Here is a 15,652-nt window from a genome sequence, read left to right as displayed (position 1 = left end):
TTTATCAAACAGCGGAATGTCAATAGGGTGTTCCATGCCTGTGTTGAGCGTAGTCGAAATATGTCCATTAAAAAAAAATAAATATTAATACATGAAAACCCTTTATTTCACCAAATATGCACGAAATGCCGGAAGCAGCCGATTGAGAAGCTTTCAGTATATACCGTATTTGGAAGAAGCGGGTTTTAAAGTGGAAGTTTCGTCGCTGTTTTCTGAGAAATACTTGGAGAATTTGTACAGCGGAAAATCGACGTTTAAGGAAAGTCTCAAAGGGTATATCCAACGGTTTTTGACCTTGTTTGCTGTCGGAAAATACGATGTTCTCATCATCGAAAAAGAATTGTTTCCCTATTTACCCGCTTGTTTTGAATGGTTTTTAAAATGGATTGGCGTAAAATATATTGTGGATTATGACGATGCGATTTTTCATAATTATGACCAAAGTTCAAATCCCATCATTCGCCATTTCTTATCCCGAAAAATTGCTACTGTGATGAAAAATGCGTCTGTTGTAGTGGCAGGAAACGCTTATTTGGCAGATTATGCAAAAAATGCCGGCGCGAAAAAAGTTGAAATCATTCCAACGGTAATTGATTTGGATCGTTATCCTCAAAAAAAACATTCACAGGGTTCTTCGGATTTTATCGTAGGCTGGATCGGTACGCGCAGTACGTTTGAAAAACATTTGGCGCCTTGTAAAAATTGGATTCGGGAGTTGGAAATGAGTCATCCGGAAATAAAATTTCATGTAGTGGGGATTCCGACAGATATGGGAATGGGAAAAAATGTAAAATTTATTCCTTGGTCAGAAGAAACCGAAGTAGCTGAAATTCAAAAAATGGATGTTGGCATCATGCCTTTGCAGAATTCCCTTTGGGAGAAAGGAAAATGTGCTTACAAATTGATCCAATATGCGGCTTCTGGTGTGCCGGGAATTGCTTCTGATGTGGGCATGAACAAAGAAGTAACAATTCCAAATGAAACCGGATATTTGGTGGATTCAGCCGAAGAATGGAAACAAAAAATCATCGAGTTGAAAAATAATAAAGAAGCGCGCATCCGATTAGGGGAAAATGCCAGAAAACTGGTGGAGGAGAATTATTGTATTCAGGTGACAGCGGGGAAATGGGTTCGAATTTTAAAGGAAACAAATGGCGGATAAAAAATTTTTTGATTTACTTCAAGTTTATAGGGGAATAGCTGCATTGCTTGTCGTGATACATCATACTTATACGTCTTTTTCATATTTTAAAGGATTGAATTTTCCTCCATTAGAGTTTATTGCATCCATTGGAAAATATGGCGTTGATTTTTTCTTTGTTCTTTCTGGATTTATCATTGCATTTACAACATTTCGATTCAGAGATAATCCAAATTTTTTAAAGAAATATACGTTCAATAGAATCATCAGAATTTATATTCCTTATTTGCCCATTTCAATTGGGATGTTGATTTTGTATGCAATAATTCCTGGGTTTAGTGATTCAAATAGATCCATCAGCCTGCTTACTTCTTTAACATTAATTCCAAATGGAAATCCGGCGTTGTCGGTTGCTTGGACCTTGGTTTTTGAAATGTTTTTTTATTTGGTATATGGTTTAAATTTTTTTTCTAAAAAACTTTGGTATGGGTTTTTAACGCTTTGGATTTGTTCAATAATTGGAGTTAATATTTTTGATGTTGATGCAAAAGGAGCGTTTGCCAATTTGGTTTTCAATATGTATAACCTTGAGTTTATTTTTGGCGTTTTTGTAGCTTATGTTGTGAAATCTCAAATTATCGTCAAAAGGAATTATTCACTATTATTTGCATGTTTAAGTTTTTTGGTGTTTTTAATGATAAAAATTTTGGAATTAAAGACGTTCCGATTTTCAACAAATTTATTATTTGCCTTTTCTATGGGATGGTTTGTTTATTTGGCTGTAAAATATTGGAATGTGAAGATGGGAAATCGAAGCATAGCGATGTTGATTGGAAATTCAAGTTATTCATTGTATTTATTGCACAACCCGATTCAAAGCTTCATGGTGAAACTTTTACCGGATCTTAAACAACAATATTTAATCTTATTAGAATTTACTTTAGTGGTTATAGTTTGTTGCATTGTTAGTTATCTTTATTATTTAGTATTTGAAAAAAAGGTTTTAAATAAAATCAAACTAAAATTTGAACCTGTGTTTATTGAAAAATAATTCAATCAAATCTTTACATTTGCTCGAATGGCAATGGACGTCCTTTACATACCTCTGATCATCATGCTGGGAATTGGTTTTATAAACCTTTTCAAAAAGGAATTAACACCTCAAAATTTTAAAACTTTACAACTTCTGTTTTTCTTTCATTTGGTAGCCGGGGCGTACTATTGTTTTTTTATTCCGGGAGATGCAGTGGGCTATTGGCGCGTACCTAAAAACTATTCGTTTCAGCGTTTTACAGAAGATATTTTTAATGGGGAAGGAACCATGTTCATGTATGCTTTAAATTTCCCATTTACCAATCTTTTGGGAATGTCCTATTTATCCAATACCTTGTTGTTTTCACTTTTTGGCTTTATAGGTATGGCCTTTTTTTATATGGTCGCGGTCAAAACCATTCCTTATAGTAAAATCATCAATGGATATGCTTTATTTCCTCTGTTATTTTTTATGCCCAATTTGCATATATGGAGTGTGGCGGTAGGAAAAGATTCGCTTTTGTTTTTATGCATCGGGATGTTTGTGTATGGCATTATGTCTCCGATGAAGCGGATTCCGCTTTTGGTCATCAGTGTATTGTTAACCATGGCGGTCAGGCCCCATATGTTGTTGTTCATGATGGTTGGCTTTGGAATGGCGTATGTATTTGGCGGAAAGGTTTCCGGTTTTCAGCGGATCATTTTTTCGGTAGCCATGCTGGGCATCGGAATAGCAATATTGCCTAGTGTCATGGAATTTGCTAAAATTGAAGAAGCCAGTGTGGAGGCTTTTGATGATTTTGCTGATAAAAAATCGGCGGTTTTAGGTCGTGCAAGTTCAGGTTCTGCGATTGATATTTCTTCCTATCCATTGCCTCTAAAAGTGCTTACATTTTGGTTCCGGCCTTTGTTTTTTGATGCGCACAATGTCAATAGTTTATTGGCTTCCATAGAAAATTTGGTGTTGGTTAGTTTATTTATCATGGCGATGCGTTTGAAACCATTGACCGCCTTTAAAGCTGCACCTTTTGTGATCAAAGGAATGGTGATCTTTTTGATTGTGGGAAGCCTCGCTTTTTCACAATCTATGGGGAATCTGGGCATCATGATCCGGATGCGGAATATGTTTTTACCGGGGATGTTGATCTTCATTTTGTGGGTGTTTTCCTACCATTATCAGACCAGAGGGAAGGGGTGATTTTAAAATAAATTTCAATTTATTTGCCCCAACCGTAAAGGAAATAGTTTAAAATCTTAACCCCAGCCCTAAAGGGAGGGTTTTGAACTATTCTTTTCAATACATATTTTGATTATTCAAAGTAATTAAAACGCCCACCCTTTAGGGTCGGGATTTGAGATTAAGAAGGAGAACAGCTGGGAGCTGTTCGGGAAATTGAAGTAATCCTCCTATGGATTAAATCAAAATTCCCTTAATTTTATACCCAACCCAGAAAATCACATGAAAACCAAATTCATTGTAAAATATTTCCCATATTTCCTCTTCCTTTACCATTTGGGTTTTGCTTGGGTGGCCTATGATTATGTCAACCAAAACAACGGAGATGCGGTGAAATATTGGTTTGTCGGCAGCAACATGGAAAATTTAGAATGGATATCTTTTTTAAAACCTGGAACCGAATTCATTCAGTTTATCACCTTTCCTTTTGTGAAATTTCTTCATCTTCCCGGTTGGGCAGGCTGTCTTTTGTTTAGTGCTTTTAGCGGAATCGGATTTTTAAAACTTTGGAAATTAGCAAAAGAAATATCTTTCCATAAATCCAATTTCTTATTTTTTTTCATGCTTTTTTTGTTGCTTCCAAACACCCATTTTTGGACTTCGCTCATCGGGAAAGAAGCCATTTTGTTTTGGCCTGTAGTTCATATTTGCAGTCAATTATACAAAAAGGAGTTTTTTACTTGGAGTGTATGGATTTCCTTTTTTATGATAGCTTGGATCAGGCCACATTTCGCCTTTGTGGTTTTTTTGGCTTATTTGATAGCGATTATTTGGAAGGGAAGAACATCGATTCGAATCAAATTTTTATTGGGTATATCCGGAATTCTTCTAAGTATTGCATTGTATTTTTTATTGGCCGAAATCACCAATGCCCAAATCCCATTGATCCAAAAAATCGAGAACCTTTATGCGGCCCATAACTTTAAACTGAAAGGAACAGCAGCCTATGTTCCGATGGAAGAATATATCTATCCGTATAAAATGTTTACGTTTTATTTCAGACCCATTTTATTTGAAAGGCCGGGAATGCTTTATCAATTGATTGGGCTTGAAAATTTGATTTTATTAGGGTTTTTTATTGGAATTTTATATGGAACAATTCGTTATTGGAAAAAATTGAAATGTTCAGTATTTCAATTATTTGCTGTTTTGCTATTGATTTTATACGGCACCATGTTGGTGTATGGATATGCCAATTTCGGATTGATCATTCGGTCCAAATCCCTGGTGTTTCCAGTGATTTTAATGCTAGGTATTTCGGTTTTACAAGAATTTCGTTGTCATTGCGATTCCAAATTCTCATTCCGAGCGTAACGAAGCAATCTCATTTCAAATAATAATTTATTTTTGTCCCAAATTGAAACCGTGTCCAAACCCAAAATCATCCGCATCACGACCGTTCCATTGTCCTTGGATATTTTATTGAAAGGACAATTGGGATTTATGAACCAATTCTTTGAAATAGTTGGCGTTTCAGCCTCAGGTAAGGAATCTGAAAAAGTAAAACTCAGAGAAGGAATTCGGGTGGAAACCATCGAAATGACCCGAAAAATCACACCGATTCAGGATTTGGTAGCATTGTGGAGATTGTACCGATTCTTTAAAAAAGAAAAACCCCAAATCGTGCATAGCCATACGCCCAAAGCAGGATTATTGGGCATGATGGCCGCAAAGTTGGCCGGGATTCCCATCCGTATGCATACCGTTGCGGGCATGCCGTTGATGGAAGCGACGGGAATAAAAAGAAAGATTTTAAATTTCGTAGAACGATTGACTTATCGGTCTGCGACTCATGTTTATCCTAACTCAAAAGGTTTGTATGAATTTATTCTAAATGAAAATTTCACTTCGAAATCCAAACTGAAAATCATAGGTCAAGGCTCTTCCAACGGCATCGATACGACTTATTTTTCGCCTGATGAAGTTTCAGAAGAAACGAAATCTGAATTGAGAAATAAATGGGGAATTGAAAAAAATGATTTTGTATTCGTTTTTGTGGGTCGAATGGTAAAGGACAAGGGCATCAATGAATTGGTAAAGGCTTTTTCCCAACTCAAAACCCAAAACTCAAAACTCATTTTAGTAGGTCCATTTGAGCAGGAATTGGATCCATTATCTTCCGAAACGATTCAGGAAATCAATGAAAATTCTGCCATCATTTCGGTAGGTTTTCAGGCAGATGTCAGACCTTATTTTGCGATCTCAGACGCATTGGTTTTTCCAAGTTATCGAGAAGGTTTCCCAAATGTCGTGATGCAAGCCGGCGCCATGGGTTTGCCCTCTATCGTGAGCGATATCAATGGTTGTAATGAAATCATCGTAGAGAATGAAAATGGTTTGATCATTCCGACAAAAGATGAAAGAGCCTTAAGCATAGCAATGTTGAAATTGGTTCAGGAAACTGATTTAAGAAATAGATTTGCTCTAAATGCCCGAAAAATGATCCTAGACCGTTATGAACAAAATCGGGTTTGGGAAAAGCTTTTGGAAGAATACCGGAATTTATTGGGATAGAAATAAAAGAATATGCATTTTCATTTTTCGGGATTTTCAAATAAGATGTAATTTTGCGCAGGTATGTATGGGGCTTTTTTAAAAAGAACATTGGATTTTGTGTTGTCATTGACGGCCTTTCTTTTATTGTTTCCATTGTTTTTCATCGTTTGTCTAGGGCTTTGTTTGGCCAATCGTGGAAAACCGTTTTTTGTCCAACCACGACCGGGTAAAAACGAAAGGATTTTCCAAATTATCAAATTCAAAACGATGACCGATCAAAAAGACGCAGAAGGCAATTTGCTTCCGGACGCAGCGAGACTGACCAAAATCGGCGCATTTGTACGGAAAACTTCTTTGGATGAAATCCCCCAATTGCTCAACGTCATCAAAGGCGATATGAGTTTGATCGGACCTCGACCACTTTTGGTTCAGTATTTAGCCCTGTACGATGAAAACCAAAAAAGAAGACATGAAGTGCGTCCGGGGATCACAGGTTGGGCGCAAATCAATGGTAGAAATACGATTTCATGGCAACAAAAGTTTGATTTGGACGTTTGGTATGTGGACCATTTGACATTTGGTTTGGATGTGAAAATCCTGTTTTTAACGCTCAAAAAAGTAGTGATCAGAGAAGGGATTTCGCAAACAGGACAAGCCACGATGGAAGTTTTTAAAGGAAATGAATGATCGCCAACATAAAATCGAAGGTGATTAAATGTACAGTCAAATTTTGTAAATTTGTTGAAAACAAAAGATCATGAGAACCATACAAATAAATATACCGGAAAATATAGATTTAAAAGATTATGATTTTTCGATGATTATAGCTGCCAAACTCTATGAAGACGCTAAACTTTCAGCAGGTCAGGCAGCCAAAATGGTTGGCCTGTCCAAAAGAGCATTCATAGAAATGCTGGGCAAATACGGAATTTCTGTTTTTAGTAAATCAACATCAGACTTACATTCAGATATAAAAAATGCCTAAAACCGTTATTTCAGATACCAGTACATTGATACTTTTCGATAAGATTGATGAAATAGGTCTTTTACAAAAAGTATATAGTGAATTAATTACCACTTCCGAGGTTGCAGAAGAATTTGGTGAAAAATTACCGGATTGGATTAAAATTCAAGCTGTTTCTGATAAAAAATATCAATGGTTTTTAGAAACCCAAGTTGATGTAGGAGAGGCAAGTGCTATAGCCTTAGCCTCGGAGTTTGACGATGTGCTTCTTTTGCTTGATGACTTAAAGGCACGTAAATTAGCAATGCAACTTAAATTCAAAATCACAGGAACCCTCGGAGTGATTCATAAAGCCAAACAAATGTCGGTTATCAATAAAGTGAAACCCTTGATTGATAAAATAGTGATGACAGATTTTAGAATTGCAGATAATGTTATCCATGAATTTTTAAAATTAAATGACGAATTATAACAGTAAAACAGCACCCTTTGTTAGGCTTTCACAACAAGGACAAGCGACCATGGAAGTTTTTAGAGGAAATGAATAAAAATATGTATGTATTTGGCGCAAGCGGTCATGGAAAAGTAGTAGCTGAGGCGGCTGAAACAGCCGGAATGGAGGTCAGTGGTTTTATAGATGAAAACCCAAATCTTTCCAGTCTATTGGATTTGCCAGTTTTGAAAGAACTTCCATTGGGAGCAAAAGAAATGGTGATTTCGGTCGGAAAAAATGAGGTGAGAAAAAAAATAGTGGATCGTTTTCCAAATTTGGTTTATCCCAAAATCATTCATGCTTTTTCTTTTGTTTCCAAACGGGCAGCAATTGGTGACGGAACTGTCATTCTTTCAGGTGTATCGGTAAATTCGGAAGCAAAAGTAGGGAAGCATTGCATTTTAAACACCAATTCTTCCATCGATCACGATTGTGAATTGGGAGATTTCGTTCATATTTCACCCAACGCAGCATTGGCAGGAGATGTAGCGGTTGGGGAAGGCACGCATATTGGCATAGGAGCAGCTGTGATCCAAGGCGTAAAAATAGGAAAATGGGCGGTGATCGGTGCGGGCGCTGTTATCATCCGTGATGTACCTGATTTTGCTGTGATGGTTGGCAATCCGGCCAAGCAAATAAAAACGGTTGAAAATACGAATACAGACCGTTAATTCGTTGTATCTTTACACCCCAAATTTAATTCAGTCATGAACGAAAAAAAAATATGGCTATCCTCTCCACACATGGGTGGAGGAGAATTAAAATATGTACATGAAGCATTTGAAACCAATTGGGTTGCACCATTGGGACCAAATGTAGAAGGGTTTGAATTGGATTTGGAAAAATATTTGGGACCGGAAGCCCATGTCGCAGCCTTGAGTTCAGGAACTGGCGCATTGCATTTGGCCTTGATCCAAGCGGGAGTGAAAGCCGGAGATGAGGTGATCTGTCAAAGCATGACTTTTTCAGCTTCTGCCAATCCTATTGCCTACCTGGGCGCGACGCCTGTTTTTGTGGATAGCGAAACCGAAACTTGGAACATGGATCCCGATTTGTTGGAAAAAGCCATTGAAGACCGATTGGCGAGGGAACATAAACCCAAAGCCATCATCGCCGTTCACCTTTACGGTATGCCCTATCAACATGATGAAATCAAAAGGATTTCGGAGAAATTTGAAATTCCAGTAATTGAAGATGCAGCGGAAGCGCTTGGGAGCACTTATAAAGGAAAAAAATGTGGAACACTTGGAGATTTCTCTGTATTGTCATTTAATGGCAATAAAATCATCACGACTTCAGGAGGTGGTGCACTGATTTCCAAAAGGAAAGAAACCAAAGAAAAAACGATTTTTCTTGCGACTCAAGCCAGAGATGCAGCGGCTCATTACCAACATTCAGAGATCGGATACAATTATAGAATGTCCAATGTAGTGGCCGGAATAGGTCGTGGACAAATGGAAGTTTTGGACAATCGAGTGGAAGCCAGAAGAGCCAATTTTGAATTTTACCAAAAACAATTGGCCGGAAAAGAGGGTATAAGATTTCTAAATGAACCTGAAGGTTTTATGTCCAATCGTTGGTTAACATGTATTTTGACTGATTCGTTTGAACAAAGAGAAGAAATAAGATTGCGATTAGCAAAACAGAATATAGAAAGCCGGCCCTTGTGGAAACCGATGCATTTACAACCGGTATTTGAAAAATACCCGAAATATGTAAATGGCACAAGTGAGCAGTTATTTGATAAGGGTCTTTGTTTGCCCAGTGGATCGGATTTAACAGAACAAGATTTAATTAGAATCATTGAAAACCTATAGTTTCCCTTTTATAAGCTATCAGCTTAAGAAACATTTACAAAAAGAAACGCCCAGGTGGTTGGTCTTACTTATAGATCTATACATCACGCTGAATACTTTTTTATTGACTTTTTGGGTACTCCGATGGATGAATATAGCACCTGAAACTGATTTCGGCAAAGTCATCACCCATCAATTGCCGCAAGTTTTAATCTTTGCGCTCATTTCTTTTATTTTAACATCTTCATTTAAGGGAATCGTTCGTCATACGGGTTTTAAGGACATGATGAATGTGTTAAAGGCGACTATTCTGTACACCATCATGATCAGTTTGTTTTCTTGGATGATTTATGAAATTAAAACCGAACCGGCATTTCGGATTGGGAAAACCGTAATTGTCGTCCATTTTTTATTCAACACCATCGCCCTTTCATTTTTGCGTATCCTGTATAAAAATCTGTACAATTATTATGTAACGGGGAACCGTTACAAACGCAAAGTCATGATTTATGGTGCCGGAGATTCGGGTGTGATTACCTATAAAGCCCTTACAGCAGACGATAAGAGCAAGGTAACGGTAATGGGTTTTTTGGATGACAACAAGAAAAAAGTTGGAAAGAAAATCAATGGAATTCCTGTTTATAATTCAAATAAAATTTCTAAAGAATTCATAGAAAAACACAATATCACAGAGATAGTCATTTCCATTCAAAACTTGCCGGGAGCACAATTGAGAGAAATTGTGGACCAATTTGCAGACTATTCCGTTACTTTAAAAATCGTCCCTGCTGTATCCAATTGGTTAAAAGGCGATTTGACGGCCCAACAAATCAAAGACATCAAAATCGAAGATTTACTCGGACGCAAGCCCATCAAATTGGACAACGAAGAAATCCGAAACGAAATCAGTGGGAAAGTAGTCATGGTGACTGGGGCCGCAGGTTCTATTGGAAGCGAGATTTCCAGACAAATCATGAACTATCCGCATAAAAAATTGATCATGGTCGATCAGGCCGAAACGGCCCTGTTTAATTTGCAACAAACCACAAGAAAATTTTATAATGATAGTTGTGAATTTGTCATGGGAGATGTACGGAATCCCGAACGCGTCGAAGTGATGATGCGCCATTATCAACCGGATATTATATTTCATGCGGCGGCTTACAAACACGTTCCGCTCATGGAAGACAATCCCTATGAAGCGGTGATGACCAACGTAAAGGGTACTAAAACGATTGCGGATTTAGCCGTGAAATATGGTGTGGAAAAATTTGTGATGGTTTCGACAGATAAGGCGGTAAATCCAACCAATGTCATGGGTGCGACCAAACGCGTGGCAGAATTATATGTTACCCAATTGAACGCCAAATCCAATACCAAATTTGTCGTAACGCGATTTGGAAATGTTTTGGGTTCAAATGGATCCGTAATCCCAACTTTTAAACGCCAAATAGAAGAAGGAGGTCCACTGACCGTTACCCATCCTGACATCAACCGCTATTTCATGACGATTCCGGAAGCCTGTCAATTGGTTTTGGAAGCAGGAGCCATGGGAAAGGGAGGCGAAGTATTTGTGTTTGATATGGGCGAGTCAGTCAAAATTTTTGATTTGGCCAAAAAAGTCATCCAGTTGAGTGGATTAAAATATCCTGAAGACATCGATATCAAAATCACGGGTTTGCGACCGGGGGAAAAAATTTACGAAGAATTATTGGTAGACAATGAGACCGCGATCAAAACCCATCATCCCAAAATCATGATCGCAAAAGTATATCAATCCGTTCAAGGATTTGAGCAGAAAGTAATGGATTTGGTCTTTACGGAACCAACTGAAAATGCAATGGAAGCCAATCTTATTTTGGTTTCAAAAATGAAGGAACTCGTACCGGAGTATCAACCTAGTAATTCGATTTATACTTCTATTTCCAATTCTTTTGATTTTCAGAATCCGAAATAATTCCTTGTGAAAAAGTTGAGTCAAAAAATTTTATCCGTAAAAACCAAAATTCGACTTAAAAATCAGAAATTTTATGCATAGATTAATTAGTTTTACATTTGCATCTGCAACAATTGCCCAAATATGAAAATAAACCGCCATCAATTCGTATTGAAATATTTCGTTTTAATGATCATCGGCTTATTCCTTACCTCATGTGTTCCTCGGGAAAAAATCGTTTATTTTCAAGGTGATTTAGAATCCATTGACCAATTGGCGGAGCAATATTCGGCCACCATTCAACCGGACGATTTGCTGTCCATAACCGTTTTTGGAAGAAATGAAGAGGCTACACGTATCTTTAATCAGGAAAGTAATGTAGGAATGGGTGGAATGGGTAATCAGAAAACCTATTTGGTAGATGAAGAAGGAAATATCGAATTTCCGGTTTTAGGCAAAATCAAATTGGCAGGATTGACCAGAAATGAAGCCATTCAATACATGAAAGGAATGCTCAGTAACGAAATCATAGATCCAGGTGTTTCCATTGCGATTACCAATTATAGAATTACCGTTTTGGGTGAAGTAGGAAGTCCGGGGACTTATCCACTAGAAAATGAAAAAGTAACGATTTTAGAAGCGCTAGGCATGGCGGGAGATCTGACGATCAATGGACTGAGAGACAATGTTTTGGTGGTGAGAGAAGAAAACGGGAAAAGAAATTTTTATCGGGTCAATTTATTGACCGAAGAAGTTTTCAATTCGCCGGTTTATTATTTGGCACAAAACGATGTGGTCTATGTAGAGCCCAACCAAAATAAGATCAATTCGTCCAGAAATGCGACGATCTTCCGTGACATCTCATTTGCGATGTCGATTTCCAGTTTCTTGTTGACCATCATTTTATTAATTACAAAATAAACCATGTCCTACCGCGAACTAAATAGTATAACCAACACCACCCAAACGGTCATGGAACCAAAACCCGAGACGAGTTCTTTTTCTATGATTGAAATTTGGGAGCAGTTGCGCAGACACTGGGTATGGTTTGTATTGGGATTGTTTGTTGCTTGGAGTTGCGCCGCGATTTATTTGAGATATACCCAAAACCTTTATAGCGCAGAAGCCAAAATCTTATTGAAAGAAGACCTTTCCTCTCAAGCTTCTGAATTAAGTGCTTTGACCGGAGGAGGTTTGGGAAGAGGAAATACCAAACCCAATATTTCCGATCAAATCGAAATCATGCGTTCGCGACGATTGATAGGAAAAGTAGTCGATAATTTACAGTTAAACATTCGGTATTTTTCAGATGCCCGCGTAAAAAAACAAGAATTCTTTGGCAACCAATCTCCCATTAAAGTAAGTGTGCTCTCCAAAGATGTTTCTTATCTCAATTTTGAAGTTTTCGTAAAATCCAAATCAGAAATAGAAATCACCCATAACGAAAGAACGATCAAATCTTCATTTGGTAAACCCATAAAATTGGGTGAAAATGAATTTACCGTTCTACCAATTGGCAATGCTGTAGGAAGAACCATCCATGTGGTGATTTATCCGGTTTCTTCAGGGATCGGTATGGTCAAAGGAAGGTTGACGATAGCGCCGATCAATGACGGTTCTGTACTTAGCGTTTCTATGGTCGACAATTTACCGGAAAGAGCCAAAACGGTGATTGATGATCTGATCAACCAATACAACGAAGATGCGCTGAGTGATAAGGAACTCATCGGTGAAAGAACCACGCAATTCATCGAAGAAAGGCTGGCCAAAGTTTCTGAAGATCTTCAAAACAAAGATCAGAATGTAGAAGTATTTAAAAAAGACAATCAAGTCATCAATCTGGAAGCGGAAGGTGGAATCAGTTTGTCGGAAGCTTCTGCCAATCATGCTCAGGTTTTAGAACAATCTACGCAATTGAGTTTGGTGAATTCCATGCAGGATTATTTGCGCAATAACCAAAATGATTTGATTCCGGAAAACATAGGACTTTCAGATGGAGCTGTAAATGCCAATGCTGCAAAATACAACCAATTGATTCTGGCGCGTATGGACATGTTGAAACACTCGACAGAATCCAGCCAGATCGTTCAAAATCTGAACAACCAAATTGATGAAATCCGTGACAATTTGAGCCAAAGTTTAAACAATTATAAAAAAACGACCCAAATCGCTTTGGGAAGCATACAAGGAGAAAGCGGTCGTATCGCATCTAAAATCAACCGATTCCCAACGCAAGAAAAAGAATTTAAAAACATTTCCCGCCAACAACAAATCGTCGAAGCGCTTTATTTGTTTTTGCTTCAGAAAAGAGAAGAAAACGAAATCACCAATGCTGCCACACCTTCTTCCATAAAAGTTGTGGACTATGCTTATAGCAATAATGCGGCGATTTCGCCTAACAGGAACAACATTTACCTAATGGCAACTGCTGCCGGATTGATCGTTCCTTTTGCCGTTTTGTACCTGATATTCATGATGAACAATAAAGTGCAATCACGTAGGGACATCGATAAATTGGGGATTTCTATCATCGGTGATATTCCTTCAACCAAATCCGATTTGATCATTCAAGAAAACGACAGAAGTATTCTGGCAGAAGCTTTTCGTATGTTGCGAACCAATATAGGTTTCTACTTATCCGGTAAAAATAATTTGGCCAAAACCGTTTTCATCACTTCAACTGTAAGTGGAGAGGGAAAAACTTTTATCGCCGTCAATTTGGCAACGATATTATCGGCTTCAAAAAAGCACAATGTATTGTTGGTCGGTGCTGACATCCGAAATCCAAGGATTTTGGAAATGTTGGACCTTGCCCAATTCAATAATAGAAAAGGGATCACGCAGTTTTTAAGTGATTATGAAATGCCGATTGAAGACGTTTTGATAAGTGAAACTTCACTTCCATTTGATATCATCCATGCAGGCGCTTTGGCTCCCAATCCTTCTGAATTGTTGATGAATGGTCGTTTCAAAGAAATGTTGGATCAAGTAAAAGATAAATACGATTACATCGTAGTCGATACAGCTCCGACGAGTTTGGTTACTGATACTCAGGTTATTGCGGATTTTGCGGATTTATTTCTATATGTCATTCGTGCCAATTATCTAGACAAACGCATGCTGGAAATGCCTCAGGATTTGTACCGTGACAAACGATTGCCCAATATGGCGCTCATCCTCAATGATGTGGGAGCCGGAAAAGGTTATGGTTACGGATATGGCTACGGTTACGGCTATGGTTATGCTTCCAAAAACCCAAGCGGATGGAAACGTTTCTTGCCTAAAAATTTATTGAAGAAATAATCTTCAACAATTTAGATAATTTCGGCCACCACAAAAGTGCTTCCGCCGACATAAATCAAATCGGATTTTCCGGCTTTTGATTTTGCTTTTTCCAATGCTTGTCTGACATCGGGGATAAATTCTGCCTTCAAATTTTGGGGAATCATTTTTTTCAATTCAACCAATTCTAATTTTCTCGGAACATCAGGCTGACAAAAATAATACTGCGCATCTTTTGGGAAAAATTCCAAAATGGAAAGGACATCTTTGTCGTTTACAAATCCCAAAACCAAATGAAGGTTTTCATAATTTGTTTGGGACAATTGTTTTTGGATTTCAGCCAAACCATGCGGATTATGAGCGGTGTCTGCAATGATGGTCGGATTTTCTTGCAAAATTTCCCAGCGGCCGCGTAAACCGGTATTGGAAATGACATTTTTCAAACCCGATTGGATTGCATTTTGCGAAATTTCAAATCCTTGTTTATTGAGCATTTCAATAGCGGTCAAAACCGTTCTTTTGTTTTTTTCTTGGTAAATTCCTTTTAAATCAGAATCATAATTTGGGAAGATAAATTCTTCTGCAAAATGAATTTTTGAATTAGTTTCTACTGCTTTTTGTATGTATACGGCTTGAATTTCAGTTGAAGACTCTCCAATTATGACCGGAACGTTCGGTTTAATGATTCCGGCTTTTTCAGATGCGATTTCTGATAGTGTTTCACCGAGAATTCCGGTGTGGTCTAGTCCTATATTGGTGATGATGGACAATTCCGGCCTAATAATATTGGTCGAATCCAATCTCCCGCCCAATCCGGTTTCGACGATCGCGATATCTACTTTTTCTTGGGCATAATAAGTAAACGCCATCGCGATGGAAACTTCAAAAAAAGAAGCTTGTAAAGATTCGATAAATGCTGCATTTTTTTCTACGAAATCAATTACGAATTCTTCCGAACAAACTTTGCCGTTCAGGCGAATTCTTTCCCTGAAATCCTTTAAATGAGGAGAAGTTGTCAATCCGGTTTTATAACCTGATTCTTGAAAAATAGAAGCCAACATATGCGTAGTACTCCCTTTTCCATTGGTTCCGGCAACATGAATCGATTTGAATTTTTCATGCGGATTACCCAAATGTTCCATCAAAGCCCTTATGTTTCCCAAATCTTTTTTATAAGCGGAAACACCTGTTCGTTGAAACATGGGAAGTTTTTGATAAAGCCAGGAAACGGTTTGGTTGTAATTCATCTGAACATAAAATTATACAAACCCAAAT

The 15,652-nt window shown here is 37.8% G+C and carries 14 protein-coding genes; 13 read left to right on the top strand and 1 reads right to left on the bottom strand.

Annotation, left to right across the window (positions count from 1 at the left end; all coding sequences use genetic code 11):
• The first annotated feature begins 91 nt into the window (after positions 1–91).
• The 13 genes from HU137_RS03935 to HU137_RS03875 all read left to right on the top strand — a co-directional run bounded on the left by HU137_RS03935 (position 92) and on the right by HU137_RS03875 (position 14,398).
• Positions 92–1,162: a glycosyltransferase family 4 protein gene (locus tag HU137_RS03935; protein ID WP_182042495.1), complete on the top strand. Its 1,071-nt coding sequence runs from the start codon at positions 92–94 to the stop codon at positions 1,160–1,162.
• Positions 1,152–2,192 carry an acyltransferase family protein gene (locus HU137_RS03930; RefSeq protein ID WP_182042494.1) on the top strand — a complete coding sequence of 347 codons (1,041 nt, stop codon included), beginning with the start codon at positions 1,152–1,154 and terminating at the stop codon, positions 2,190–2,192. Before HU137_RS03935 ends, HU137_RS03930 begins: the two co-directional genes overlap by 11 nt.
• A gap of 27 nt (positions 2,193–2,219) precedes the next feature.
• Positions 2,220–3,371 (top strand): hypothetical protein, encoded by a 1,152-nt coding sequence (locus HU137_RS03925; protein ID WP_182042493.1) that lies wholly within the window; start codon positions 2,220–2,222, stop codon positions 3,369–3,371.
• Between the two features lie 261 nt (positions 3,372–3,632).
• Positions 3,633–4,724, top strand: a complete 1,092-nt coding sequence (locus HU137_RS03920) for a hypothetical protein (RefSeq protein WP_182042492.1) — start codon at positions 3,633–3,635, stop codon at positions 4,722–4,724.
• Between the two features lie 51 nt (positions 4,725–4,775).
• Positions 4,776–5,924 carry a glycosyltransferase family 4 protein gene (locus HU137_RS03915; RefSeq protein ID WP_317169893.1) on the top strand — a complete coding sequence of 383 codons (1,149 nt, stop codon included), beginning with the start codon at positions 4,776–4,778 and terminating at the stop codon, positions 5,922–5,924.
• Between the two features lie 63 nt (positions 5,925–5,987).
• Positions 5,988–6,593 (top strand): sugar transferase, encoded by a 606-nt coding sequence (locus tag HU137_RS03910; RefSeq protein WP_182042491.1) that lies wholly within the window; start codon positions 5,988–5,990, stop codon positions 6,591–6,593.
• Positions 6,594–6,663: 70 nt separating this feature from the next.
• On the top strand, positions 6,664–6,891 hold the full coding sequence (locus HU137_RS03905) for a UPF0175 family protein (RefSeq protein ID WP_182042490.1): 228 nt from the start codon (positions 6,664–6,666) through the stop codon (positions 6,889–6,891).
• The gene (locus tag HU137_RS03900; protein ID WP_182042489.1) at positions 6,884–7,342 is read left to right on the top strand and encodes a DUF3368 domain-containing protein; all 459 of its coding nucleotides are present in this window, start codon (positions 6,884–6,886) and stop codon (positions 7,340–7,342) included. Before HU137_RS03905 ends, HU137_RS03900 begins: the two co-directional genes overlap by 8 nt.
• Before the next feature lie 17 nt (positions 7,343–7,359).
• Positions 7,360–8,034, top strand: a complete 675-nt coding sequence (locus HU137_RS03895; RefSeq protein ID WP_317169892.1) for an acetyltransferase — start codon at positions 7,360–7,362, stop codon at positions 8,032–8,034.
• A gap of 36 nt (positions 8,035–8,070) precedes the next feature.
• Positions 8,071–9,180, top strand: coding sequence for a DegT/DnrJ/EryC1/StrS family aminotransferase (locus HU137_RS03890; RefSeq protein ID WP_182042488.1), 1,110 nt, complete (start codon positions 8,071–8,073; stop codon positions 9,178–9,180).
• Between the two features lie 58 nt (positions 9,181–9,238).
• Positions 9,239–11,116 carry a polysaccharide biosynthesis protein gene (locus HU137_RS03885; RefSeq protein ID WP_246361474.1) on the top strand — a complete coding sequence of 626 codons (1,878 nt, stop codon included), beginning with the start codon at positions 9,239–9,241 and terminating at the stop codon, positions 11,114–11,116.
• Positions 11,117–11,239: 123 nt separating this feature from the next.
• A complete protein-coding gene (locus HU137_RS03880; protein ID WP_182042487.1) occupies positions 11,240–12,016 on the top strand; it encodes a polysaccharide biosynthesis/export family protein in 777 nt (258 codons plus the stop codon).
• A gap of 3 nt (positions 12,017–12,019) precedes the next feature.
• The gene (locus HU137_RS03875; RefSeq protein WP_182042486.1) at positions 12,020–14,398 is read left to right on the top strand and encodes a GumC family protein; all 2,379 of its coding nucleotides are present in this window, start codon (positions 12,020–12,022) and stop codon (positions 14,396–14,398) included.
• A gap of 11 nt (positions 14,399–14,409) precedes the next feature.
• On the opposite strand, the gene HU137_RS03870 is transcribed toward HU137_RS03875, so the two are convergent.
• Entirely contained in the window at positions 14,410–15,624 is a 1,215-nt protein-coding gene (locus HU137_RS03870; RefSeq protein ID WP_182042485.1) for a bifunctional folylpolyglutamate synthase/dihydrofolate synthase, read from the bottom strand.
• Positions 15,625–15,652 lie beyond the last annotated feature (28 nt).

The organism is Moheibacter lacus (assembly GCF_014042165.1).
GTDB classification, from domain to species: domain Bacteria; phylum Bacteroidota; class Bacteroidia; order Flavobacteriales; family Weeksellaceae; genus Moheibacter; species Moheibacter lacus.
This window is presented reverse-complemented; position numbering and strand designations above follow the sequence as displayed.